Origin of the sequence: Rhizobium sp. CB3090, from assembly GCF_029714285.1 — a bacterium.
Classification (GTDB): domain Bacteria; phylum Pseudomonadota; class Alphaproteobacteria; order Rhizobiales; family Rhizobiaceae; genus Rhizobium.
On the sequence record NZ_CP121663.1, the window covers coordinates 1,355,337 to 1,378,556 of the forward strand.

Below are 23,220 nucleotides of genomic sequence, written 5' to 3' on the forward strand. Positions count from 1 at the left end.
GGCCTGCAGCACCCTGAGCGCCCTTATTCGCGGCCGCGGAACATTGCCGAGGCCGATACGTTCGGCTTTCGTCACCCGAAAAGGAAGGTATGCAAGATGGCTATCTTCGATGATACAGAAACAGGCGCGTTGATCGTCTACATCCTGATGATTGTTCTCGTCGGCTGCGTGTTGGCCGTCGGCGCAATGACCTTCAACGACCGCAACTCTCAACTGGAGCAACCGCAACTTCCCGCTGCCGATTGATCGTGATGAATTGAACAAGGCATTCAGAACATGGTGCTGCCTAAAACGCGCGCAGCGGGTCTCCGTGACCGATTCAAGGTCTCGTTTCGCCGCGCCGCGCTATTGCAGGTGGCTTTTCGGCTGCGAAATAAGGTTTGTCCCGTACGAGTAGATAGACCTCGGGCTCCGGATTCTCCAGAACCGCAAAGCCCGCGCTGCGCAGCATGGCTTCGGTCGCCGCCTTGTTTGGAACGAACCAGTTGGTGGGATCGCCGGCATAGCGATGCTCGATGAAGAACAGCTTCGGATAGTCTGCGCGTTCGAATATCTTTTCTTCCGAAAACGCGTAATCTTCCTCAGGTATAAAAACCTCCTGAGTCCCCCGCTGCATACATTGGAAAAGCATGAGATCGCGGACGACGTGCTCATGAAGGAGGTCCAGCGCCAACAGCGGATGGCGAAGGTGATAGAGCACGCCCATAAAAAGCACGATGTCGAATTTTTCATGGAGTTCGCCGATATCGTAGACCGACATTTGACGAAATTCGATGTCGACGCCCATGTGGTATGCCGCAAATTCAGCCTGCCGGAGATAATGGGAATCGGTATCGATGGCGAGAACGCGCCTGGCATTGCGCCGCTTCATCTCGATTGCGTAGAAGCCCGCATTGCAGCCAATGTCAAGGACACTCATGCCACTAAGATCGGCCGGTACGACCTGTTTGAAGCGTTGCCATTTGAAGCTCGGATAATCGCCCAGAAAATGGTCTGGCGCCGTCTCCACGCCGCCGATGCGCAGATTGTGAAACCACGGACCGAGTGTCTCGATCTGACGGCGTAGATCGTCTTGCTCTCCCGCCTCGCTCATCATCTTGCTCCGGCGGTCAGACAGGCCGAATGATCCAATGGCAAGCGTCGGCGGCCTTTCTTATGCGCGGGTGACTTTTCAGCTAGCGTCGCGCTGAACCACGCGATCGTGTGTGCCAAGCCTTCAACCAGGGGCACCTTCGGCTCCCAGCGAAGCAATTGTTTGGCACGGGAAATATCAGGGCGCCGGCGCTGGGGATCATCCGTCGGCAGCGGCTTGTGGATGACCGTCGAACGCGTCGGAATCATCGTCAAGATCATTTCGGCAAGCTCAAGTACCGTGAATTCGCCGGGATTGCCGAGATTGACCGGAAGGCTGGCATTCCGCTGCACATTCATAAGGCGGATCAACCCATCGATCAGATCGGAGATATAGCAGAATGATCGCGTTTGCTCCCCGTTTCCATAGATCGTCAGGGGTTCGCCGCGGAGCGCCTGCACGACGAAATTGGAAACGATGCGACCGTCATTCGGCTGCATGCGCGGGCCGTAGGTATTGAAGATGCGGACGACGCGAGCGTCGACATGTCCGGCACGAAAACTATCAAAGCAAAGCGCTTCTGCAGCTCGCTTCCCTTCGTCGTAGCAAGCGCGCGGTCCCGTGCAATTGACATGGCCCCAGTAGTCTTCCCGCTGAGGATGCTCCTCCGGATCGCCGTAGACTTCGCTCGTGGAGGCCTGTAGGAACGTGGCGCCATGGCGTTCGGCAAGCCTTAGCAGATTGCCCGTACCAGCAACGCTGGTCATCATCGTATGTATCGGATCGGCTTGATAAAAGGGCGGGGACGCCGGACAGGCGAGGTTGTAAACTTGATCAACGGGTTCGCCGATCTCGGGCTCTTTGCAGATGTCGTGCTCTATGAAGATGAAATCTGGATTGTTCCGCAGGGGAAGAATGTTGTTCGGCGAGCCAGTCAGCAAGCTGTCGACGCAAATGACCCTGTTGCCTGCGGCAAGCAGGCTATCGCAAAGATGTGAGCCGACAAAACCTGCGCCACCGGCAACGAGAATGCTTTTTTTCGTCCGATGCCGCATTCGATTGCCTCCTATTACTCTGTTATATTGAAACACGTTGAACCTCTTGATCTTTGCGTTGGCGGCCGGTGCTGAGCGCGGCAATGAATTGCCTGGCACGCCTCATGCCTGTATGCCGATCCAGCACGATATGACGAGCGGCTTCGGCGATATGTGTTCTTTTCTCGGATGACAGATTTGTCAGCGCCGCGACGACCTCGTTCAGGCCGTGGGCGATGATGATCGCCTTTCCGGCGGGAAAAAACTCCTCCAGGCCCCGCCAATAATCGCTGATGATCGGCGTGCCGCAGGCTGCGGCTTCAAATAGTCGTACGCTCGGAGACCAGCCGGCCGCCGCCATGTCGGAACGGGTAATATTGAGCGTAAACTTCTGCCTGCTATAGAACGAGGGATGATCGGCCGGCGCGAGATGTTCGATACGCGAGACATTGGCCGGCCATTCGATGTCGGAGGGATAATTCGGGCCGGCCACGACAAAGCGCATCTGCGGCAACAGGCGCGCCGGCCCGATCAACAATTTTTCCAGGATTGGCTGGCGATCGGGGCTATAGGTGCCGAGATAGCCGAGATCCCAGTGAATAGCCTCGCCTGTATTCCGATATGCGCGCTCATCGACCGAGCAATATAGAGGCTCGGCATACGTTGCGCCGTAACGGCGTTCGAGTTGGTCTATGACCTCGTCGCCCGAGAAGGAAAAATAGATGTCGAACAGCGGCATCTGACGGACCGCAAGATATTCCTCGTCATTTCGATCGAGTTTCGCGAGCGTTACAGGCGTATCGATATCGTAAAAGCACAGAAGCTGAGGGTGCTGGCCCGCTATCGCATCAATGATCCCAACGCCCTCGGGGATGTAGGAGCCGATAATTACCGCATCGGCCGCATGAAGACGGCGGCTGAATCGCACGAGCAGATCATCGACTCCCTCGTAGAATGACAGCTCGCAAAAATCCGGGTCCGGCAGATCGCGCTGCGCCGCATACCAGGGGACGTCACGTTCAAGAAAAAGAACGCTATGTCCCCGCGCATGCAGGCCGCGCAAAAGGGCACGATACGTCGTGGCATGTCCGTTTCCCCAGGAAGACGAAAGCGAGAGGCCTAAGATGACGAGATCGAGAGATCTTTTCACTCCGCAGCCTCCCCTTTAATGGAACGAGACCGGATCAGCCGGTCCAGCTCGATCGCACGGTGTTGATAAGTGTGTTCCTTGATAATCCTCGCCCGAGCTTGCCTGCCAATTCTTGCCGCCTCTTCGGATGTGAGGCTAGCCAGAATGTCGCGAACGTCACCCCCGTCGCGGGCGACCAGAATTTCTTCGCCCGGCTTCAAGAAGAGATCGATGCCCTGCCACTCGTCGGTGATCAGGCAGGCGCCGGCTCCGGCGGCCTCAAAAACGCGGGTCGCCGGAGAAAAGCCGTTCGAGGCCATGCTGCTGCGGGAAATGTTAAGGATTGCTTTCGGCGTCACGTTGAAAGCATTGTGGTCACGCGTGGAGACGTGCCCGATATAGTCGACATTTGCCGTCATCGTCTTATCCTGCCAACCGGCGCCGCCCAACAGGAATTTGAGACCGGGCAACGTCGCCGCCGGACGAAGAAAGAACTCCTCGACCCTCGCTTCGCGGTCAGGAAGCCGATTGCCGAGGAAGGCCAGATCGGCGGTGAAACGACCGTCGGCAGCGACCGGATGATGCGTCTGCGGATCGAGCGCATTGTAGATTGGCACGCAGTCGGCCGCGCCGATCGCACGATAGGCTGCAACGACGGGCTCGCCGCCGCCATAGGTCAGTACCATATCAAGGTCGGCAAGCGCGCGCCGCAGCGGATGCAGAGGCGACGCCTTGAGTTCTGCAAGCGTGGCAGGTGCGTCGACATCCCAGAATATCCGCAATGCACCCGGCCGAGCCGCTTTCATGACCTCCTGCAGCAGGAGGTCATCCTCAAAGCCGACACCGCTCGCCTTTACCACGATCTGCGCCAGCGCGGCTTGCGCCGCCGCTGCCTTGAGGGCTGCAACCGTGCCATCATAGACGACGACCTTGCACCAAGGCGGCGGTTCGATATCGCGGTGTTCCTGCCGACCGTAAACGTCGGGCTCATAGAAGGTGATGTCATAGCCCTTTGCCGCCAGCGCGCGCAGCATGCCACGGTAGTAGGTGGCGGCACCGTTCCAGTAAGCCGAAAGCAGGCTCGATCCATAGAAGGCCAGTCTCATTGTGCCGCCTCCTTTGCCGCCACCCTGCTGCCCTGCGCGAGAATAGCGAGCAGCTCGTCTACGCGATGCCGGCAAGTGTGTCGGCTACGGATCGTCTCAAGTCCGGAGGCCACGAGTTCGGCCGCCAGGGATCGATCGGAAAGCACATCGCGAAGCAGCCGGGCCATTTCGTTGCCGTCCTTGGCAAAGAGGAAATCCTTTCCCGGCCGGAATAATCCCTCGACATCATCCCACGGCGCCGACACAAGAGGAATCCCGCAGGCAAGCGCCTCAAAAACGCGAATGGTCGGTATGCCCGGCAGCGCCTGGACATAGGGCCGGCGCGGAATGTGCACGGTGACGCCGTGCTGGGCGAATGCTCGAGGCACCTCGGCATTGGCAATCCAACCGCCATAATGGATGTTCGCTTTATCGAGCGCCTCAAGCGCATGCGGTGGATAGCGAACGCCGCGCACCGTCGTTTGCAACCCAAGCCGGCGGCTCGGCTCGATCAGAAAAGAGATAATTTCAGCGCTGCGCTCGCCATCGCCCCAGTTGCCGATCCAGATCAGATCGCCGGTTTTCTCGACGTGGGGCAACGGTCGGAAAAGGAGATCGTCGGCCCCTTCATGCCAGGCGAAAACGTTGCGTCCCCATCCTGCCCGCAGATAACGCTGCCGCAGCGTCTCTCCGAATGCCAGAATAAGGTCGTAATCCTGCAGATCGAGGTTTGCTATGTCCTCTTCTGCCGAGACAGCCCGGTGGTGGGTATCGTGAAAGACGAGCGTGAATTTGCCGCCTTGCCGCCTGGCTCTGCCAAGCTGCGCGACGAGGCTCGGATCGGTCCATTCATGGACAATGACGACGTCGGCGCCGCTGATGGCCGCTTTATGGTCGAATTTGCTTGAATAATAGATGGAGTGCAGCTCCGGAAAAGTACGGTGGAAAGCCTCGACCGCCTCCGGCCCCTTATCCCTGAGCAGGTTTTCTCGGCTCCACGAGAGGTCTGGCTCGAGCGCAACAGCGTCATGGCCGCGCCTGATCAGCTCGCGCATCACGCCCCGCAGAAAATGGGCATTGCCGTGGTTCCAGTCCGAGACGAGCGAATGCGTGTAAAAGATGAACTTCATGATATCGCTCCCGTGGCAGCAAAGTTGCAGGTCTCTACCGCCACTCGCGAATAGATATCGATCATGGCTTTGCACTGAGCCTCGGCAGAAAAATTGCGCGCCCTCGCCCGCGCCTTCACAGCATATTCCGCCCGCAGGCCGGCATCGCCGGCAAACCGGTTGATGGCATCGGCAAAAGACCGGCGATCGCGTGGATCGCAAAAGAGCGCGACGCCATCCCAAAGCTCGCGATAGGTCCCGATATCGGCAAGGACCAGCGCGGCGCCGGCACGCGCAGCTTCCAAGGCGGCGAGACCGAAGGGCTCATAAAGCGAGGGAGACACGAAAATGCCGGCCTTGACCATGAGAGTCATCAACTCGGCATGCCCGAGTTCACCGAGGTTAGTCGCACGTTCGATGGCAAAATATTGCCCATTCGGCCCGCGGACCGGCCCAGCCATAAAAACGGGCCATAGGACAAGAGGAGCGGCCGCGTCCAGGACGGCCGCGTTCTTCCCGTCGTCCCACCAACGGCCTGCCGCCAGAACGAAATCCTCTTTCGGCACACGGGCGGGGGCGAAATGACTTGAATTATAGACGACCTCGATGTTGTTCAGGCGACCGTAGCAACGCCGGAGCGACGCGGCATGGCTGCGGCTTGGGGCCACGATCGCCTCCGCGCGCTGAAAACCCATGTGATTGCGATGTTTCTGCCAAAGCCAGTCAGGGGGAACATCGCTATCGCGCACGGCATCGAACCAGGTGACCACACAAGAATGCGAGACAACTACGACCGGCAATGCGACGGCGAGACCTGCAGCCTGTGACGGAAGATTGAGATGGAGCAGCTCGGCCGAGTGCGCGAGCGCCAATTCCGCAAGCAAGCCGGATATGGGCTCAAGTTGGTTCTCGCTGTCGATTGTCCAGTCGAGTGGAGCCTCGAGCCAAACGAGTGTTCCGATCTTATCTGCCTCTGCCGACTGTGCTTGCGACGGCAGCGGGCCGAAACCGGCAAAGATCGTCTCGACCCCGAGAAGCCGCAGCCCTCTCGCAAGGTCCATGGCGTACCGCCACACGCCGCCGACGGCATCCATAGTCATAAGAATGCGGCGCGGCCGCTCTGCGATCGTCATGCCGTCGCCCTCCTCGCATGATGGACTTCGGGCAATCGGTACTGCGTCAGCCAATCGCAAAGATCGCGCACCCCTTCGTGCCAGCCTATCGAGGCTTTCCAGCCCACCGCAGATTGAAGCGCGCGCGTGTCGGAAACGAAGTAAAGTTGATCGCCGGCGCGCCACGACAAATGGGTCGTTTTGACAGGCTGGCCAATGAGCCGTTCGATATCGCGAAGGATAACTTGCAAGCTGACGGCGTTTTGCACGCCCCCGCCGAGGTTGAAGGCTTTACCCTTTACGCCGCCGATGGACTCCATCATCGCCCGGTAGGCAGCAACGGCGTCATTGACATGCAGGATATCACGGACTTGCTTGCCGTCCCCGTAGATCGAGATCGTATCACCACGCAGGGCGCACAGGAGAAAATGCGCTACCCATCCCTGATCTTCCGTGCCGAACTGGCGCGGTCCATAAATGCAGCTCATGCGCAAGCCGGCGCTCGGGATTCCGTATGATTTCGCATAGTCCAGCACATATTGGTCGGCAGCGCCCTTCGAACAGCCGTAGGGCGTGCAGAAGTCCAGCTTCTGGGCTTCATTGAAGCCATATCTGCGGATCGCCTCGTCAACCGGCACATAACGGTCGTCGAGCTCTGCAAGCGCGAGCTGCTCCAGCCCGCCATAGACCTTGTTGGTGCTGGCAAACACCACAGGAATATCCCGACCCGTTTTGCGCACAGCTTCAAGAACGTTGATCGTGCCGCCTGCATTCGTGTCGAAATCATCGATCGGCTGACTTAGGCTCGTAGTTACCGCCGTTTGAGCCGCAAAGTGGAAGACGGCGCGCGCGTCCGAAAAGACAGGTTCTATGCTGCGCAGATCGCGAACATCGGCAATAGCAGGGTGCACCCGGTCGCCGTGGGATTTGATGAGCCAATCGAGATTTTCTTCGACTCCGTCTCGGCTAAGATTATCGAGAATGATGACATCTTCGCCTTCGGCCAGGTAACTGCTGGCGAGATTGCAGCCGATGAAACCACTTCCTCCGACGACGACGATAGGGGCGTTTCCCCGGCCTACCGACGGCGCAGTCAGTACGCACAGCTTCTCGGCTCGTTCCAAGCCCCCCGACGTCAGCAGCCGCGACAGCAGCTTTGGTCGATCGTTGGCGGTATTCAGGCCGAGATGGTAGTGGCGCGGATCGAACCACAGGCCTTCCTGCACCGGAATATCCGGTGCCATGTCGCGCCAGCCATACCAATAGACGCGATCGGCCGGCGCACTCACCGCGGCCAGGAATCGGCGGACTTGCTCGAGCTCGTCATTGCGCCACGTGGAATATCCGGTTTCGGTGATCCAGACTTGTGCTTTGTCGTTATACTCTTCGAGTACGTGTCGCATTTGCGCCAAATGGGTATCCCAACCATCCCAGGTGCTCCTCTCGCTGTCCCACGTTCCGGGAAAGCCGTGAAAACCGACGGCTGAAACGACGCTCAACACGCCGCGCTCGCCCATGAGCCTCAGCCAGTGCGGATCGAAGGGGCAAGGTCCTCCCAGCACCGGTTTCCAGCCGCGGCGATCGGCCCAATAGGCGGCCGCGCCCACCATTTCACAAAAAAGCAGATAATCGCGGTCATTGCGCCAATCCCAATCGAGAAGATTGTTCGGTTCGTTCCAGAGCTCGACATGCGAAAAATACTGCCCGTAACGGGTCAGGACGTGATCTATGAAATCCGCATAGTCCTTGAGAATGAGAGGTGCGCCCGACGAACGACCGGTGCGCGAAAGCGATGGCGGCGTATAGTGAATGCAGGGCAATAGGTCGATGCGCTTTCCCAATGTCGGCAACAGCCAGTCGAACCACTCTTCGCCGCCCGGCGCGACATATTCCGCCCATGACAGGTTTGTGCGCAGATGGCGCGCACCGGCAGCCAGCATGTCGCAGAGCGCCGCTTCGGCACGCTCATGCTCATTGCGGCGAAACCACTCGACAAAGCCAAAATGCCGCTCAGCAATCGTCATGACACGAGCCCCCGTTCCTCGAGTTGTCGCTGCATTTCGGCGCTTCGGTCGATCGCACCGACGGAACGAACCCATTCGACGAATGGAGACAGTGAGTTTTCCAGACGATGCTGCGGCTCGAAGCCCAGCAATTCGCGTGCCTTGGAAATATCGGCGAAGCAGTTGCGAATATCGCCGGACCGCGCTTTGCCTGTGATATTCGGCTGGATGTCCGGAAATCCCATGGCGTCGGCCAGCATTGTAGCGACGTCGGCGATCATGTAGGCGTTGCCGCTTCCGACATTGATGACATGGCCGGCCGCCTGTGGCCGCTCCAATGCAAGCCGGAACGCGCGGGCGACATCCAGCACATGCACGAAATCGCGTCGCTGCCTGCCATCCTCGAAAATGGTCGGCGGCTGACCGTTAATCAGGCGGGAGGCAAAATTCGCAAGGACTCCCGTATAAGGATTGGATAGGGCCTGACCGGCGCCAAAGACATTGAACAGGCGCAGCGCAACTGCTTCGGTGGCATAAGCCTCGGCAAAAATGAGCACCTGGCGTTCCTGGACGAATTTTGTCAGCGCATAGATGGAGGCGAGATCGACCGGCTTTTCCTCGTCCGTCGGAACCGGCACCAGGGCTTCGCCGTTCGGGCCGAGCGGATCCCATCGACCTTCTTTGGTCAGCCCGCCGTTTCTGCGGATATGGCCAAAACGTTCGCCGGCGCGCGAGACATACGCACCCTCGCCATACACGCTCATGGAGGAAGCGACTACGATGCGCCGGACCGGCATGCCGATCATGGCATCGAGAAGAACAGCGGTCCCCAAATCATTCGTGCCGACATAACGAGCGATTTCATACATGGACTGGCCAACTCCGACCTCGGCGGCAAGATGGATTACGGCATCCACATCCTTCAGCGCCCGCCGGATGGCCGCCTTATCCCGCACATCGGCGTGGATGATCTCGAGCGAACCAGACAAATCAAGGTCGGCATCGGCATGCACTTGATCGATCAGGGCATCGAAAATGCGGACTTCATGTCCATTGGAGAGAAGCTCTTCCGCGACATGGCGGCCGATAAAGCCGCAGCCACCAGTGATAAGAACAAGCGCCATAGTTCACCTGAAGCTGTGGATTTTCTAGGGTTTCGACCGCCTCCCAACCATAGACCTCAAGGAATGTTCCTTGAGCTATGACATCTTTATCTTCCTTGACTTTATCTATGACTTCTCTGCCGGGCCCGTGATTGCGGAGTTCCAAGGCGTGGCGGACATGTCGAAGTGCCGAGCTTCTTCATCAACGACTTCTTCTGGAACAACACCGGCTCGTCGCCGTTAGACGCACGCCGGATTGTTCCTTCAGCCTGTGGAGCTCAATGCTGGCAGGAGGAGACGATGAGCCAATTTCCATCTCCTGGGGCGCAAGCGATGAAAGCTGCCGTCGTTACCGGGCCTGGTCGATTGCGGATCGACGAAGTTCCCCTCCCCCAACCGCGTCGCCACCAGGTTCGCATTCGACTCGAAGGCTGCGGCGTCTGCGCCTCCAATCTAGTGCCATGGGCCGGACCCGAATGGATGCAGTTTCCCACCGAGCCCGGCGGTCTGGGGCATGAGGGCTGGGGCGTGATTGACGCCGTCGGTGACGATGTCCGCGATCTTCGCATCGGCGATCGCGTGGCTTCGTTGGGCCATCATGCCTACGCAATGTACGATGTCGCTGACGAGCACGCTGTCTTCCCTCTTCCCGGCGCCTTTGACGGGTTGGCCTTTCCAGGTGAACCGCTGGGTTGTGCCATGAACATTTTCAAACGGAGCGAGATCGTCGCAGGGCAGACCGTTGCAATCGTCGGCATCGGCTTTCTGGGTTCCCTCTTGGTGCAGCTTTGCGCGAGGGCCGGCGCACACGTCATCGCCATCTCCCGGCGGCGATCATCTCTCGAATGGGCAAGGCAAGCGGGCGCCTCCGAAATCATCCCGATGGAAGATCATTGGCACATCATCGAACAGGTGAAGCAGCTCACGGATAGCCATCTGTGCGATCGCGTCATTGAGGCCGTCGGGAAGCAATGGCCGCTCGATCTGGCAGCGGAACTGACGCGTGAGCGTGGCCGGCTCGTCATAGCAGGCTACCACCAGGATGGACCGCGTACCGTCAACATGCAATTGTGGAACTGGCGTGGTCTCGATGTCGTCAATGCCCACGAGCGGGACCTGACCATCTACGTCCAAGGCATTCGCGATGCTGTTACGGCCATTCGATCCGGCGCGCTGGATCCTTGGCCTCTGTTGACTCACCGCTTCCCCTTGGAGCGGCTGGACGAAGCGCTGAATACGGCTCGGGATCGTCCGGACGGATTTCTCAAGGCGCTGGTGGTTTACCCATGACCGAAATTGCCGCTGCCGCAGATCGCATCCAAAGACGTTCGGCTCGTCCGAGAGTGGGCTTCCTCGGCGTCGGCTGGATCGGCCGCCACCGGATGCAAGCGATGTTGGAGAGCGGTATGGTCGAGGCGACGGCGATCTGCGATCCTTCGCCGGAGATGGCGATGGAGGCGCAGAAGCTCGCGCCGGACGCCCTGATTGTACCGTCGCTCGATGCGTTGCTGGATCTTTCTCTAGATGGCCTCGTCATCGCCACGCCGAGCGCACTGCATGCGCAGCAAGCGATCGAAGCGGCGCAACGGGGAGTTGCCGTCTTTTGCCAAAAGCCGCTCGGTCGGACAAGAAGCGAAGTGGAAGCGGTGGTTGATGCAGCCCGCGCGGCCGACAGGCTCTTATGCATCGACCTATCTTATCGCCATACGGCGGGCATGCGCCTGGTCCGCGAACTCGTCCGTTCGGAAGCGATCGGCAGAGTGTTTGCCGCGGACCTGACCTTTCACAATGCCTATGGGCCCGACAAGGCGTGGTTTTACGACAAGGCGCTGTCGGGCGGCGGCTGCGTTATGGACCTTGGTATTCATTTGGCCGATCTTGCGCTTTGGACGCTGGACCATCCACAAGTTGATGCAGTTGAAAGCACGCTCTTTCGGGAAGGCAGACCTGTTTCTCCGGAGAGCGGCGAAGTTGAGGATTTCGCCGCGGCGACGATCACGCTTACGACCGGGGTTGTTGTCCGTCTGATCTGTTCTTGGCGCCTTCACGCGGGTCGCGAGGCTGTCATCAGCGCCAATTTCTATGGGACGAAAGGCGGGGCGGCCCTGCACAATGTCAACGGATCTTTTTACGACTTCGTTGCCGAGCATTATCGCGGGACGCAGACTGAAGTGTTGAGCTCGCCTCCGGACGCATGGGGAGGCCGTGCTGCTGTCGATTGGGCCAGGCGCCTTGCGGCTGGCGGAACCTATGACAGCGAATGCGAAGAGTTGATTGCGGTAAGCGCTCTCCTCGACAGGATTTATGGCAACACATCCGATCATTCGCCATGACTTCACAGGGGAATAATCAATCGCCGTGCACGTCGCCGCATTGCATCTGGGTTTTGCCGGCCACCCATCCCTTCCAAACACTCCCAATTCGGCGACTTAAACTCCGGCTCCAATATCATGGTCTACTGCCGGCGATGGCTAAAAGGAGGTACAGATGGGAACGGCGCGTGCTGCTGCGCGCATATCGATTTGGCTTTCCGTTGTAGCGGTATTTGCCCTTGCGGCGATCTGGATCGTGACCGAACCTGTCGCGCCGATTGCCGAAGATGATCCGCGCCTTCTGCGCGGAGACGATCCCGCAAGGGGCAAGCTTATTTTTGCTGCCGGAGACTGTGCCTCGTGCCACGCCACGCCCGGTCAGGGCGATCGGTTGCGTCTGGGCGGCGGGCTTGCACTGGCGTCGCCTTTCGGCACCTTCCGCGCGCCCAACATATCGCCGGACCCTGCCGACGGCATCGGCGCCTGGAGCCCTGCGAATTTTGCCAATGCGATGTTGGGCGGCGTCTCGCCGCATGGAGAGCATTATTACCCGGTTTTTCCCTATACCAGCTTTACCGGAATGCGGCTTGCCGACATAGCGGACCTCTGGGCCTATCTCAAAACACTGCCCGCCGTTTCCGGACGCCCCCCTCCGCATGATCTGTTCGTTCTGTTTCGCATCCGCCGCCTGCTTGGGCTCTGGAAATTAGTGTTTTTCCGCCAGGGCTATTCGCAGGCGCACGTGACGGGTGATGTCGTTCTGGATCGTGGCGGCTATCTGGTGGAAACCGTCGGTCATTGCGCGGAATGTCATTCCTCCCGCAACATGTTTGGCGCGATCCGTCCCTCGACGCGCTTTGCCGGCGGACCCGATCCCGAAGGCATTGGTTTCGTTCCCAACATTACGCCAAGCCGCCTCGGGAACTGGTCCGAAGCAGACATCGCCGAAATGCTGAAAAACGGCAACACGCCGGATCACGGACGCGTGGGGTCGTCAATGGCGGATGTCGTCACCAACACAGCCACGCTGCGGCAAAGCGATCGCGATGCGATCGCACGCTACGTCAAATCTCTACCGCCACGGCCGACGCCCCATCCGTAAAGAACATCAGCGCGCGTAGAGGTAGGCCGCTAGATCGCGCGCTTCCTGCTCGGTAATTCCCGTGGTCGGCATTGCAGTATTGGGTGTGAAAGCCTGAGGCGAGACGATCCAGCGCACCAGATTGTCGCCACTGTTGTCGACAACACCCGCTATGTAGACGCGCTCCCTCATATTCGTCAGGGGTGCGGCGACCTTGCCGTCCGCACCGGCAATCCCCGGGATAGTATGGCAGCCGGTGCAGCCATATCGGCGAAAGATGGGCGGAGCTTTCGACGGATCGCCGCCCGTGAGTGTGCGCGCCACCTCACGGCGCTGCCGCGTCTCCTGTATCATGACGCCGGTAGCAAACGCCGCCGACAATGCGACAATCATCGCCGCCAGCCAGACGCCGCGATATGTCTCAAGGGCGGAGAGGCTGGACATGCCCGCTCCTTCTGCCGGCAGTGGAAATCCACAGTGCCGCCATCGTCAATGCGGCGCCGGCATAGATGGTTCCCGCCGGCACCCACATGACTATTCCGGCCAGTTGCTGATCTTCCAAGGGTGTCAAATTCCACGCTTGCGCAACGCTTGTCTGGGCGATGTAGAGGACCCTCGGGGCAAGAGCCATCAGAGCGCCCAGAGCGGAGGTGTGGAGCATCGTCACGATGAGGTGCCAAGCGGCGACCCCGTAATTGCATCGCCAGCATATTGACCACCAGAACAGAATGGCGGTGATAAAGAAGCAGACATGCTGCAATCGATGCAGCGTGATATTGGTCACGGCCGCGTCGAAAAGCGCAGGCGCATGCCAGGCCCAGATGACGGCACCATGCAGCAGCGTGGCATTGAGCCCGGCCGTCGACCATCTCCAGCCGATCCGAATAGTACTGGTCTTCATAAATCGGCCCGCGCTGTGCCTCAGCGGGGCCGGAAGACCCCAAAGCAGCGCGCCTGCCGGCCGCGCCAGGACGATCATCGGTGCGGCAACCGCCATGAGGATCTCGTGCTCGATCATATGTGCGAAGAAAAGATGCTCGCCGAGCCAATGCAATGGTGAAATCAGCGCGCCCACGAGGGCAAGCCAGCCGAACCAAAAACATGCTGCCCGCCGCAGCATAACCGGCCGACCGCGCCGCGCCCGTCGCCTCAGAATAAAGGACCCATAGGCAAAAAGCAGGCCGGTAACGCAGATCGGGATCGCAATCCATGGGTCGAAGGTCCATGCGGGCTGAAGACCATGCTCGCCTATCTCATGTGCCGACGCCGCTTTCGGTGCGATCGTCGATAAGAGAGATAGCCATAGGACACTTCCGGAAAAGCTCCATAGCCGCTTTCCGTCGGGGGCTCGCAGAAAACTATCGGTTGGAGCAGTTCCGCGACTCCGGGAGGCGCTGACGCATTCTAGCGCTGGCATGCTTCGATAAGCCACGAGCCGACCCCCTGAAGAATGAGCGCAAAGGCAAAGATCAGTCCCGTGAGAAAGCTGAGCTCGGAGAGAAAAAGCGCCGTGCGGACCTTCGTCGACGCCCGGCTGACACGCGAGACCGAGGCACTGCCGATCGCCAGCAAGATTGCTGCCGCGGGTGCAAGTACCGTCGACGGCATTTTGCTGCCGCAGTCGGAATAAGGCAGAATCTGTCCAAGCTGCGTGTTGATGGCCCAGCTCAGGGGAGCAAGGATCAGACCGCCATATCTTGCCGCCGTCGTCATCACAGCCTTGGCACCCAATAAATGCACAGATACAAAGGAATCCACGCGGCCACGACAAAGTTCCAATAGAGGGCATTGTCATGCACATCGCCATAGCGGCGTGGGTTATCGGCATGACGGGAAAACATCAGGCAAGTCAAAACCAGCGTATCGATCAGATCGGTAACGATGTGCGTGGTGTGAAGGCCAAGCATGACCCAAACGATGGAGCCATAGGCATTGTCGTCCCAGCGAACCGCGAGAACCGTGAACTCGAAGGCGCGGAATATCAGAGGCAGCACTCCCAAAATCGACATGACGATGAGCCCGATGCGGACGCGTCTGAGATCCTGCTGGCGTGCACGCCGCGATAGGACGAGATTTGGCACTATGCTTGCCAACAACAGCACGGTCAGGCATGTTCCAGGCCAAAGGCCGGGTGCAGGGGCATCGATCGGCCAAGTCTTGGCGAGGCTCATTAGATAAAAATAAACGGCAATCGCCAGGCCGAAGCCGGAGCCTTCGATTAGCATGAATGCGAGGGTTCCCCACCATGTTGGGCTCGCCGTCCCCATGCCGTGGAGCGGAAGCTTTGAAACGTCGAGGGTAACGCGCTCTTTCAAGACTCGTCCTCCGGCACCTGCTTGGGCCAGAACCAGCCGATCAGCGCAATGGCGATCGGGATCGATCCCCAAACGACTGCCCAAGGAGAGAAAATCGACCAAATGAGCATGATTGTGGTGGCGATGGCAGAGAGGAGCGGCCATATCGAATTTCTGGGTGATGACTCGCGCGCCTCAGCCTGTGCTTCGACAAGGCTGCTGACGATGAGTTCGCGCCGATCCGTCCGAAGTCCGGTGGCGACCGTCAGCTCGTCAGGTTCGCTCCACAAGGGATCGCGCGCGGCAACGACTGGAATGCGGGCGAAATTGAAACAGGCCGGCGGCGACGAGGTCGCCCATTCAAGCGTTGAGGCTCCCCAGGGATTGGCTCCGGCGGGCGCCCCTGATCGGGCACTGCGCAGCACGTCGACGAAGAAAATGAAAAAACCCGAGGCAAGAACGAGCGCGCTTGCGCTGACAAAAAGATTCATGCCTGCCCACGGCATTTCGGGTTGATAGGTATAGATGCGCCGCGGCATGCCCTCCAGACCCAATATATGCATCGGAAAGAACGTCATGTTGAAGCCGATGAAGATGAGCGCGAATGCAAAGCGTCCGAGGGTTTCGCTCATCATGTGCCCGGTCATCTTGGGAAACCAGTAGTAGATGGCGCCAAGCAGGGGAAAGACGGCACCGCCGATGAGTACGTAGTGAAAGTGCGCCACCACGAAATATGTGTCGTGAACCTGCGTGTCGAATGGCACCGAAGCGACCATGACGCCGGTCAGTCCTCCGATGACGAAAGTGACGATAAAGCCGATAACGAACAAAAACGGTGTCTTGAATTGCGGCCGACCGTCCCAAAGAGTGGCGAGCCAGCAGAATATCTGGACGCCGGCAGGAATGGCGATCGTCATGCTCGAGGCGGTGAAGAAGCTTTCGCCGACCTGCGGCAGGCCGACGACGAACATGTGATGCACCCACAGTCCGAAGGCCAATACCGCGGTGGAAATAAGCGCCATGACCAGGGGAAGATACCCGAACAGAGGCCGTCGCGCGAAGGTGGAGACGATCGACGACACCATTCCGACGGCCGGAAGAAAGATGATGTAGACCTCTGGATGACCGAAGAACCAGAACAGATGCTGCCATAGCAGCACGTCGCCGCCTTCGGCCGGATTGAAGAAATGCGTGCCAACGAGACGGTCGAGGATCAGCGACGAGCTTGCAAACATGATCGCCGGCATGGCCATGATGATCAGGAAAGAGGTCACCAGCATTGCCCAGACGAAGAGCGGAATGCGGTCGAGTGACATGCCCGGCGCTCGCTGCTTGAACACCGTCACGACGATCTCGACCGCCACTGCCAAAGCGGAGAGCTCCGTGAACGTGATCATCTGAGCCCATATGTCGGCCCGTTTGCCTGCGCCGAATTGCGGACCCGAAAGAGGCACATAGGCAAACCATCCGACATCGGGTGCTGTGTCGAGTGCAAAGGCGATCCATAGCAGCAAGCCGCCGGCGAGAAATATCCAATAGGAAAAGGCGTTCAGGCGCGGGAACGCGATGTTGCGTGTTCCGACCATCAACGGCACGAGATAAACGCCCATGGCCTCCATGACCGGAACGGCAAAGAGGAACATCATCGTCGATCCATGCATCGTGAAGATCTGATTGTAGCGATCAGGCCCGATGAAGCGGGCTTCCGGCTGCGCGAGCTGCAGGCGCATGGCAAGGGCAAGAAGTCCGCCCAGTATCAGAAAGACGAAGGCCGTAATGATATAGCGCCGTCCGATGATCTTATGATCGACAGTTGTAAGCGCACCCCATATGCCGCGCGGGGTCTCCCAGGTCTCGGAAAGGCGGCGTTCGAGCTCGCCCTCGTCCAAATCGAAGATGCGCTGTTCTGCCAAACCCGCGTCGCCAGTCATCTGAGGCTGTCCATGTAAGCGGTGATTTGCCGCAACTCGTTGCTGGAAAGTGGAACCATGGGCATGTTGTTGCCTGGCTTCAGCGTTTGGGGATCGGCAATCCATGCGGCGAGAGCGCCGCGTGTATTGTCGAGAAGCCCGGCTGCGATGGTCTGTCTGCTGGCAATATGGGTCAAATCCGGACCGGTGGTTCCCGACGCCTCGGTACCACGAATGCTGTGGCATGCGGCGCAAGGCTTAGCCATGAAAACGGCCTTGCCGGCGACAGCCTCACCGTCACTTGGCGTCCGTGCCTCACTGCGCTGGTCAGCCGCCCAGCGGTCGAAGCTGGCGTTGTCTTCGGCGATCACGAACAACGCCATGTGGCTGTGCTGGAGCCCGCAGAATTCCGCGCATTGGCCGCGGTAGATGCCGGGCCGATCCGCCCGAAGGATCAACACGTTCCGCCTGCCCGGAATGAGATCTCGCTTGCCGGTCAGGCTGGGCACCCAGAAGGAATGGATGACATCCGCCGCCTCAAGCTCGAGGCGAATATCGGTGCCGACGGGAATATGCAGCTCGTTGGCCGTTTGAAATGCCTTGGCGGGATCGGGCTCATCATAGATGAATTGCCACCACCATTGCTGGGCGCGGACCTTGATCGTGACAGGCGCGCTTTCCGGCCGGCCTAAGCTGCCTGTCGCATAGAAGCTCGCGATGGTCAGCCCGGTTATGACGAACACTGTAGCGGCGGCGGCTGACAGGACCACTCTTCCCATTCTGCGCTCCGTCTCGGGCGCTGCTTCCCCCGGCGACCGGTAGGCGCGCAGCAGAGACCAAGCGAGGACGATCATGACCATGATCCAGATAATCGCGCAGAGCACCACCGTCCCGACAATCAGATATTTGAGATGGAGTGCAGGTTCGGCCTGTGCATTCAGGACCGATTGCATGCCGTTGCATCCCGTCAGCGGCATTGCGAGAAATAGCGCAGTCACATAAGCGACGCTCCTCAAGGCATAGGTCCTTGTTGCGGATTGGGGGCGACCGGTCCTTCATGGAAGAGGATCGAGGCCGGCGCCCGATTTTCAGCCGGACGGGTCTGCTTGTCGTCATTGCGGCTCGGCGCACCCATCTTGGCCGAATAGGCGCCGATCGTCTGGATATAGCCCGCAAGCTGCCAGATCTGATCAATGGTCATTTTATCGCGAAATGCCGGCATGCCGTGAGGCCGCCCATCCCGGATTGAGGCAGCGATCGAAGCGATGCCTGGGCCGTAAAACCACCAGCCGTCGAGAAAGGAAGGTCCCGCCGCACCGCGTCCATCGCCATGGCAAGATGAGCAACCGAACCAGGAATAAAGCCGTTTGCCCTGGCTGAGATCATAGGCATTCTGCGCGAACGGCTTGCCGAGAGCGAAATAGACTTCGGGCGGCGTGCCGTTGAAGCCACCGGGCATCATGCGCAATATCTCAAGAGCGGAAGCAACTGGAGGGTCCGTACGATACTGTCGCGCCTCCCTCATACCGCCGATCAAGACTGAAAGGCCGAGAGCCAGCAAGAACAAGGTGGCCAGCAAGGCACGCAAAAGGATTTTTCCGAACGTTTCCAAGGAGATATGGGCCGCGTGCATGAAGGCGCCTCAACGGCGGACTGCATTGTCGGAACGGATCACGCATATGGGCAGCAGCTTTTCAGCCATTGTCAAAATCCTTGTCAGCTACAAAGGAACCCTCAACGGGCGCTTCGGTTCCCAAGTCCGAGCGGGCGAAAGCGGCACCCGGCATGAACGAGCTTGGCTCGCTGCAATGTCAGCCGTCCCGCGCAGCGCAAATCGAGGCAGCCGCGCCCTCTTTTGTCGTCGGCGCACCTCGTTAGCGTCAAAATTTTGCGGACCAGCCGAAAGCTCTCTCCCGATCATTCGATTGCCATCTAGGTTGTGAGCTATCGAGGCTTTCGGCAGACGTTGGATCAAAAACGAGCTGCAACCGAAAGTCGCCAGAATGACCGCGCCGCGACTTCATCATATATTTGTGGATCATATTTTCGATGATCCCGGAACTTGAACGCATCACTGTGGTTTGGCTTTATTCCAAACGTAGATGACAGGCTGGCGTTGATGCAATCGTCTGAAAATGGTGCCGCAGGCCCTCAGGACGAGGATACGGATCTCGCGACAGCAAGCGCTCTTCCCCCGTGGGTCGTCCGAGCTCTCGCAGCCAATGGCATTACCCGACTGAGCACAATGACCACTATGACGGATCAGCAATTGCTTGCGCTCAAGGGCATTGGGCACGAATCGGTCAGGCTTATAAGAGCAGCGACGAAGGCTGCCGAGGAGCGCGACGGCCCGGAAAAGAACGGCATTTCAAAGAGCGACTAGAAGCCGGAGCCGACGGAGATAGTGCGACAGCGTTCTTTCGATGCGTGCACGCTCCGAGCTGCCTTCGCTTGCCGAAGCCATCGACCACAGTCCAATCTGAAAACCGAGATACGCTGCTTCAAAAACAGCAAGAATGCCCTCGTCGAGGTTTGCGTCAGTGTCGGCTATGACGATTTCGACCAACCGGTCTCGCTCGCTCGTCGAGAGATCGAACTCGACGCAGGCGCCTGCCAGATCCCAGGCAATGGGTTGACAGCCGATCAGATCATGTGCTCCGTTGTGATCAAGCGCGTCCGTCTTCAAAAGCCGGCCGTCGTCGGTGGCCAGCCATTCCCAGCGATGAAGACGATTGTCCGTATCGACGGGATGCAGGTGCCGGACAAGGTGATTTTTCTGTTGCATAATCCATGCAAGCCGCTCTGCAGCATCAACACCTGCCGCTTCCTCCACATTCGTCGCTGCCATCCGACAAAGTGTTTCAAAGGAGGCGCCGCCATGTGGCGCCGGAAGATGGCGGGCGCGAAATGCAAGATAACTGCCGATCCTCGCGAGGATTTCGTGCTTATGCATCCCTGCCGTTTCGATGGGGCGGCCGTCAATCCATTCTTCCACAAGGAAGCCATGACACATGCCGGTAACAGGCGGCGTAAAACCTGCTTCATGCAGTAATGATCCCCGTCTAACCTTCTGCGCATCATTCCTGCTCAGCCCGGCGAACTTCACGTGCCAGCTATGATCGACCGCAGTCGCCAGGAACTTCAGCTTCTCCATCTGCCTGTGGCTCGGCGGCCAGTCTTGTGCGTTGTCGTAGCGGAGTGCGCGCCAATTCCCGCCGGAAATATCGCGCCAGTCCTCGATGCGGCTGCCGACCAGCTCGCCAACCCAGCTCTTCAGGTTGCGCGCATTAGATCCGGTATTGATAACCAGGTCTTCAACCTGAACAACGTGCTTCGACCGCGCTTGCCATCGCTCCCGCTGCGCATTATCGGCATGTGCCCCTGGACCGCCTTTGTGGCTCGGGAAAAAATGAATGCGAGATCGGTTCACCCCATTGGCTTCCAGCCATTCTGCGACGCTGGCAAACGAGCTGCCGGAGAGCCCCGGTCCCTCATCGACGACTGCAAACGTCAGATCGGGCCTGGCAACGATCCGTTTGGTAAGAACGGGGTTGATTTTCAACTGCCTGTGAAAGGGATGGCCGATGGGCCGCAGCGAGAATGCCGGCCGAGCTCCCAATGCGGCGGCCACCAGTGCGGCAAGGCTTGAGCCGATGCTGCGAATACCGATGACAACGGTGTCGGGCGGCAAATGCGATCGTAAGGCCGCCTCGAGATAGCTCTCCGGATAAACGGCGTAGAAGGAATATCCCTCGGCCCGCTTCATGCGCAGCGTCCCGACATGATCGAGGTGCCGAAGCAGCGCCGAGACATCGGTGGAAAGGGGCAGATCTCCCGCGAACTGTTCCTGCCATGATCCCAGGATGGCCCTTGCCTGCGCAAGCAACAGTTCGGCACCGGTATCCTGGACGGCGGAGATGCTATCGGCGCCGTGGCGTTCGAATTCGCGATCGGCCAAGCCCTGAACGAGTTCTCCCGTCTCTATGAACGTTTGAACCAGCAGCTCGTGGCGAAGGCGTCCCGGCTGCGCTTGTCTGCAGGCTAGCATCGCCTTTTCGATACCCTGCAGAACATCGGCCGGCCGAGCGATCCGTTCGATATCACCATAGACCAACATCTCGTGGTTTTCCTATCCCGCTGGCTTTATCGAACGTGCAAGGAGGGTGATTGATCCCGCTGCGCCACTTGGCCGGCCGAAAATTTCGGGAACAGATGCCGTGTTCATTTGTTTGGGCCAAGCTTTGTAGATGCCGGAGTTTGATATGCAGTCTCAACCGATCCGCGTCGGCCTGATCGGGGTCGGCAATTGTGCCTCGTCCCTGGTTCAGGGATTAACCTATTACCGCGACGCTCAAGGCAACGAACCCGTTCCGGGGCTCATGCACGTTGAGCTTGGAGGTTATCATGTGCACGACATCGAAATATCGGCGGCTTTCGACGTATCAGCCTCGAAAGTCGGGCGCGATGTCGCCGAGGCAATCTACGCTGCGCCAAATAATACCCATCGCTTTGCCGATGTTCCAGCTTCGGGCGTAACGGTACAACGTGGCAAGACACTCGACGGTATAGGCCGATATCTGCGCGACGAAATAGAACCGTCGCCGCAGCCGGTGGCGGATGTCGCCGAAATCCTGCGTCAGACGCAGACGGATATTGTCGTATCCTACCTGCCGGTCGGCTCGGAAGAGGCGACGAAATGGTATGCCGAACAGGCGCTTACAGCTGGCTGCGCCTTCATCAACTGCATTCCCGTTTTCATCGCCTCTCGGCCGGAGTGGCAGCGCCGGTTCGCGGAGCGCTGCCTCCCCATTATTGGTGACGACATCAAGAGTCAGATCGGCGCAACCATCTTGCACAGGATACTGGTGAACCTGTTCCGTGAACGTGGCGTGCACCTTGATCGCACCTATCAGCTCAATTTCGGCGGCAATACCGATTTTCTGAATATGCTCGAACGGGAGCGGCTGGAATCGAAGAAAATCTCAAAGACGCAGTCGGTGATGAGTCAGATGGATATTCCGCTGTCTGCCGACAATGTCCATGTCGGACCGAGCGACCATGTTCCTTGGCTTTTGGACAGAAAATGGGCGTACATCAGACTGGAGGGCACGACATTCGGCGGCGTGCCGCTTAATGCCGAGCTCAAGCTTGAGGTGTGGGACTCTCCCAATTCCGCCGGGGTGGTTATCGACGCTATACGCTGTGCGAAATTGGCGCTCGACCGAGGCATTGGCGGCGCTCTGATCGGTCCGTCCAGCTATTTCATGAAATCTCCGCCGCAGCAATTCACCGACGATGAGGCGCGCCGCCGCGCCAAGGCATTCATCGACAATGTAGAGGATGAACTGCGTGGGGCGGCGGAATGACGGTTACATTCTTTCTCGTTCGCCATGCTGCTCACGACAATCTCAGCAGTTACCTCGCAGGGCGGGCGACAAGGATCATGCTCGGACCTGCCGGACGGGAACAAGCCGCGAGGCTCGCGCAGCGGCTTGCGCGCGAGAGGATCGATAAAATCTACACCAGTCCGCGGGAGCGCGCGTACGAAACCGCCACAGCGATCGCCTCCGCGTGCCGCCTCGATCCGCCGGAAACTCACGACGCCTTGGACGAAGTAGACTTCGGCTCTTGGACCGGAAAAAGCTTCGATGTTCTCAATCGCGATGAACAGTGGCAGCGTTGGAACATGCAGCGCGGTCTGGCGCAAACACCGGGCGGCGAAAACATGCTGGACGTTCAGCGGAGAATGTTCGGCCTGATCCACAGCCTCGCGGGAAGAAGCGAGGACGACAGGAGAATCGTCCTGGTCTCCCACTGCGACGTCATCAAGACAGTAGTCAGCCATGTGCTTTGCGCGTCACTTGATGCCTGGGCTCGGATGGAGGTGGCGCCGGGCTCTATAACGATCCTCGTCATGGGGAATTGGGGCGCAAAAATCATCACGCTCAATGAAATGATCTCCTGAGGCGACAAACG

General features: G+C 59.0%; 24 protein-coding genes. 8 read left to right on the forward strand and 16 right to left on the reverse strand.

Features of this window, described 5'->3' with window-relative positions; all coding sequences use genetic code 11:
• The first annotated feature begins 96 nt into the window (after positions 1 to 96).
• A complete protein-coding gene (locus QA646_RS25010) occupies positions 97 to 246 on the forward strand; it encodes a hypothetical protein (RefSeq protein WP_283059425.1) in 150 nt (49 codons plus the stop codon).
• A 73-nt stretch (positions 247 to 319) separates the two neighbouring features.
• Here the strand turns inward: QA646_RS25010 and QA646_RS25015 are convergent, their stop codons facing one another.
• The 8 genes from QA646_RS25015 to QA646_RS25050 are packed head-to-tail and all read right to left on the reverse strand — an operon-like array spanning position 320 to position 9,668.
• On the reverse strand, positions 320 to 1,096 hold the full coding sequence (locus QA646_RS25015) for a TIGR04290 family methyltransferase (protein WP_283059426.1): 777 nt from the start codon (positions 1,094 to 1,096) through the stop codon (positions 320 to 322).
• Positions 1,093 to 2,127 carry a UDP-glucuronic acid decarboxylase family protein gene (locus tag QA646_RS25020; protein ID WP_283059427.1) on the reverse strand — a complete coding sequence of 345 codons (1,035 nt, stop codon included), beginning with the start codon at positions 2,125 to 2,127 and terminating at the stop codon, positions 1,093 to 1,095. Before QA646_RS25020 ends, QA646_RS25015 begins: the two co-directional genes overlap by 4 nt.
• A gap of 22 nt (positions 2,128 to 2,149) precedes the next feature.
• Positions 2,150 to 3,256, reverse strand: coding sequence for a glycosyltransferase (locus QA646_RS25025; RefSeq protein WP_283059428.1), 1,107 nt, complete (start codon positions 3,254 to 3,256; stop codon positions 2,150 to 2,152).
• Positions 3,253 to 4,341 carry a glycosyltransferase gene (locus QA646_RS25030; protein ID WP_283059429.1) on the reverse strand — a complete coding sequence of 363 codons (1,089 nt, stop codon included), beginning with the start codon at positions 4,339 to 4,341 and terminating at the stop codon, positions 3,253 to 3,255. Before QA646_RS25030 ends, QA646_RS25025 begins: the two co-directional genes overlap by 4 nt.
• Positions 4,338 to 5,450 (reverse strand): glycosyltransferase, encoded by a 1,113-nt coding sequence (locus tag QA646_RS25035; RefSeq protein WP_283059430.1) that lies wholly within the window; start codon positions 5,448 to 5,450, stop codon positions 4,338 to 4,340. The genes QA646_RS25030 and QA646_RS25035 overlap by 4 nt, the downstream gene beginning before the upstream one ends.
• Positions 5,447 to 6,562, reverse strand: coding sequence for a glycosyltransferase family 4 protein (locus QA646_RS25040; RefSeq protein ID WP_283059431.1), 1,116 nt, complete (start codon positions 6,560 to 6,562; stop codon positions 5,447 to 5,449). The genes QA646_RS25035 and QA646_RS25040 overlap by 4 nt, the downstream gene beginning before the upstream one ends.
• Complete coding sequence (locus tag QA646_RS25045) at positions 6,559 to 8,565, reverse strand: NAD-dependent epimerase/dehydratase family protein (protein ID WP_283059432.1); 2,007 nt, start codon at positions 8,563 to 8,565, stop codon at positions 6,559 to 6,561. The genes QA646_RS25040 and QA646_RS25045 overlap by 4 nt, the downstream gene beginning before the upstream one ends.
• Positions 8,562 to 9,668, reverse strand: coding sequence for an SDR family NAD(P)-dependent oxidoreductase (locus QA646_RS25050; protein WP_283059433.1), 1,107 nt, complete (start codon positions 9,666 to 9,668; stop codon positions 8,562 to 8,564). The genes QA646_RS25045 and QA646_RS25050 overlap by 4 nt, the downstream gene beginning before the upstream one ends.
• A gap of 70 nt (positions 9,669 to 9,738) precedes the next feature.
• Here QA646_RS25050 and QA646_RS25055 point away from each other — a divergent pair, with 70 nt between their 5' ends.
• The 4 genes from QA646_RS25055 (at position 9,739) to QA646_RS25070 (ending at position 13,061) form a co-directional block, all read left to right on the forward strand.
• The gene (locus QA646_RS25055) at positions 9,739 to 9,891 is read left to right on the forward strand and encodes a hypothetical protein (RefSeq protein WP_283059434.1); all 153 of its coding nucleotides are present in this window, start codon (positions 9,739 to 9,741) and stop codon (positions 9,889 to 9,891) included.
• Between the two features lie 56 nt (positions 9,892 to 9,947).
• Entirely contained in the window at positions 9,948 to 10,937 is a 990-nt protein-coding gene (locus tag QA646_RS25060) for a zinc-binding dehydrogenase (protein ID WP_283059435.1), read from the forward strand.
• A complete protein-coding gene (locus QA646_RS25065; protein ID WP_283059436.1) occupies positions 10,934 to 11,980 on the forward strand; it encodes a Gfo/Idh/MocA family oxidoreductase in 1,047 nt (348 codons plus the stop codon). The genes QA646_RS25060 and QA646_RS25065 overlap by 4 nt, the downstream gene beginning before the upstream one ends.
• Positions 11,981 to 12,134: 154 nt before the next feature.
• Positions 12,135 to 13,061, forward strand: coding sequence for a cytochrome c (locus QA646_RS25070; RefSeq protein WP_283059437.1), 927 nt, complete (start codon positions 12,135 to 12,137; stop codon positions 13,059 to 13,061).
• Between the two features lie 6 nt (positions 13,062 to 13,067).
• Here QA646_RS25070 and QA646_RS25075 read toward each other — a convergent pair whose 3' ends face one another.
• Genes QA646_RS25075 through QA646_RS25105 form a run of 7 tightly spaced genes read right to left on the reverse strand, consistent with a single transcriptional unit; the run spans position 13,068 to position 18,769 of the window.
• Positions 13,068 to 13,484 (reverse strand): c-type cytochrome, encoded by a 417-nt coding sequence (locus tag QA646_RS25075; protein WP_283059438.1) that lies wholly within the window; start codon positions 13,482 to 13,484, stop codon positions 13,068 to 13,070.
• Positions 13,462 to 14,457 (reverse strand): cytochrome c oxidase assembly protein, encoded by a 996-nt coding sequence (locus tag QA646_RS25080; RefSeq protein ID WP_283059439.1) that lies wholly within the window; start codon positions 14,455 to 14,457, stop codon positions 13,462 to 13,464. Before QA646_RS25080 ends, QA646_RS25075 begins: the two co-directional genes overlap by 23 nt.
• Entirely contained in the window at positions 14,445 to 14,753 is a 309-nt protein-coding gene (locus QA646_RS25085; protein WP_283059440.1) for a hypothetical protein, read from the reverse strand. Before QA646_RS25085 ends, QA646_RS25080 begins: the two co-directional genes overlap by 13 nt.
• A complete protein-coding gene (locus QA646_RS25090) occupies positions 14,753 to 15,355 on the reverse strand; it encodes a cytochrome c oxidase subunit 3 (RefSeq protein WP_283059441.1) in 603 nt (200 codons plus the stop codon). The genes QA646_RS25085 and QA646_RS25090 overlap by 1 nt, the downstream gene beginning before the upstream one ends.
• Positions 15,352 to 17,265 carry a cytochrome c oxidase subunit I gene (gene ctaD / locus QA646_RS25095; RefSeq protein ID WP_283059442.1) on the reverse strand — a complete coding sequence of 638 codons (1,914 nt, stop codon included), beginning with the start codon at positions 17,263 to 17,265 and terminating at the stop codon, positions 15,352 to 15,354. Before ctaD ends, QA646_RS25090 begins: the two co-directional genes overlap by 4 nt.
• Positions 17,262 to 18,197 carry a cytochrome c oxidase subunit II gene (coxB, locus tag QA646_RS25100; RefSeq protein WP_283060555.1) on the reverse strand — a complete coding sequence of 312 codons (936 nt, stop codon included), beginning with the start codon at positions 18,195 to 18,197 and terminating at the stop codon, positions 17,262 to 17,264. Before coxB ends, ctaD begins: the two co-directional genes overlap by 4 nt.
• A 59-nt stretch (positions 18,198 to 18,256) precedes the next feature.
• On the reverse strand, positions 18,257 to 18,769 hold the full coding sequence (locus QA646_RS25105) for a cytochrome c (protein ID WP_283060556.1): 513 nt from the start codon (positions 18,767 to 18,769) through the stop codon (positions 18,257 to 18,259).
• A 594-nt stretch (positions 18,770 to 19,363) separates the two neighbouring features.
• Between QA646_RS25105 and QA646_RS25110 the strand changes: the two genes are divergently transcribed.
• On the forward strand, positions 19,364 to 19,627 hold the full coding sequence (locus QA646_RS25110; RefSeq protein WP_283059443.1) for a helix-hairpin-helix domain-containing protein: 264 nt from the start codon (positions 19,364 to 19,366) through the stop codon (positions 19,625 to 19,627).
• On the opposite strand, the gene QA646_RS25115 is transcribed toward QA646_RS25110, so the two are convergent.
• Positions 19,613 to 21,361, reverse strand: coding sequence for a hypothetical protein (locus tag QA646_RS25115; protein WP_283059444.1), 1,749 nt, complete (start codon positions 21,359 to 21,361; stop codon positions 19,613 to 19,615). The genes QA646_RS25110 and QA646_RS25115 overlap by 15 nt on opposite strands.
• A gap of 145 nt (positions 21,362 to 21,506) precedes the next feature.
• Between QA646_RS25115 and QA646_RS25120 the strand changes: the two genes are divergently transcribed.
• Both QA646_RS25120 and QA646_RS25125 read left to right on the forward strand, forming a co-directional pair.
• On the forward strand, positions 21,507 to 22,610 hold the full coding sequence (locus QA646_RS25120; RefSeq protein WP_283059445.1) for an inositol-3-phosphate synthase: 1,104 nt from the start codon (positions 21,507 to 21,509) through the stop codon (positions 22,608 to 22,610).
• Positions 22,607 to 23,209 (forward strand): histidine phosphatase family protein, encoded by a 603-nt coding sequence (locus QA646_RS25125; protein ID WP_283059446.1) that lies wholly within the window; start codon positions 22,607 to 22,609, stop codon positions 23,207 to 23,209. Before QA646_RS25120 ends, QA646_RS25125 begins: the two co-directional genes overlap by 4 nt.
• Positions 23,210 to 23,220 lie beyond the last annotated feature (11 nt).

Coding starts and splice junctions, on each gene's coding strand:
- QA646_RS25010 (WP_283059425.1), top strand. CDS start 97: ATGGCTATCTTCGATGATACAGAAACAGGCGCGTTGATCGTCTACATC.
- QA646_RS25015 (WP_283059426.1), bottom strand. CDS start 1,096: ATGATGAGCGAGGCGGGAGAGCAAGACGATCTACGCCGTCAGATCGAG.
- QA646_RS25020 (WP_283059427.1), bottom strand. CDS start 2,127: ATGCGGCATCGGACGAAAAAAAGCATTCTCGTTGCCGGTGGCGCAGGT.
- QA646_RS25030 (WP_283059429.1), bottom strand. CDS start 4,341: ATGAGACTGGCCTTCTATGGATCGAGCCTGCTTTCGGCTTACTGGAAC.
- QA646_RS25035 (WP_283059430.1), bottom strand. CDS start 5,450: ATGAAGTTCATCTTTTACACGCATTCGCTCGTCTCGGACTGGAACCAC.
- QA646_RS25040 (WP_283059431.1), bottom strand. CDS start 6,562: ATGACGATCGCAGAGCGGCCGCGCCGCATTCTTATGACTATGGATGCC.
- QA646_RS25045 (WP_283059432.1), bottom strand. CDS start 8,565: ATGACGATTGCTGAGCGGCATTTTGGCTTTGTCGAGTGGTTTCGCCGC.
- QA646_RS25050 (WP_283059433.1), bottom strand. CDS start 9,668: ATGGCGCTTGTTCTTATCACTGGTGGCTGCGGCTTTATCGGCCGCCAT.
- QA646_RS25060 (WP_283059435.1), top strand. CDS start 9,948: ATGAGCCAATTTCCATCTCCTGGGGCGCAAGCGATGAAAGCTGCCGTC.
- QA646_RS25065 (WP_283059436.1), top strand. CDS start 10,934: ATGACCGAAATTGCCGCTGCCGCAGATCGCATCCAAAGACGTTCGGCT.
- QA646_RS25070 (WP_283059437.1), top strand. CDS start 12,135: ATGGGAACGGCGCGTGCTGCTGCGCGCATATCGATTTGGCTTTCCGTT.
- QA646_RS25075 (WP_283059438.1), bottom strand. CDS start 13,484: ATGTCCAGCCTCTCCGCCCTTGAGACATATCGCGGCGTCTGGCTGGCG.
- QA646_RS25080 (WP_283059439.1), bottom strand. CDS start 14,457: ATGCCAGCGCTAGAATGCGTCAGCGCCTCCCGGAGTCGCGGAACTGCT.
- QA646_RS25085 (WP_283059440.1), bottom strand. CDS start 14,753: ATGACGACGGCGGCAAGATATGGCGGTCTGATCCTTGCTCCCCTGAGC.
- ctaD (WP_283059442.1), bottom strand. CDS start 17,265: ATGACTGGCGACGCGGGTTTGGCAGAACAGCGCATCTTCGATTTGGAC.
- coxB (WP_283060555.1), bottom strand. CDS start 18,197: ATGCAATCGGTCCTGAATGCACAGGCCGAACCTGCACTCCATCTCAAA.
- QA646_RS25105 (WP_283060556.1), bottom strand. CDS start 18,769: ATGAGGGAGGCGCGACAGTATCGTACGGACCCTCCAGTTGCTTCCGCT.
- QA646_RS25110 (WP_283059443.1), top strand. CDS start 19,364: ATGCAATCGTCTGAAAATGGTGCCGCAGGCCCTCAGGACGAGGATACG.
- QA646_RS25115 (WP_283059444.1), bottom strand. CDS start 21,361: ATGTTGGTCTATGGTGATATCGAACGGATCGCTCGGCCGGCCGATGTT.
- QA646_RS25120 (WP_283059445.1), top strand. CDS start 21,507: ATGCAGTCTCAACCGATCCGCGTCGGCCTGATCGGGGTCGGCAATTGT.
- QA646_RS25125 (WP_283059446.1), top strand. CDS start 22,607: ATGACGGTTACATTCTTTCTCGTTCGCCATGCTGCTCACGACAATCTC.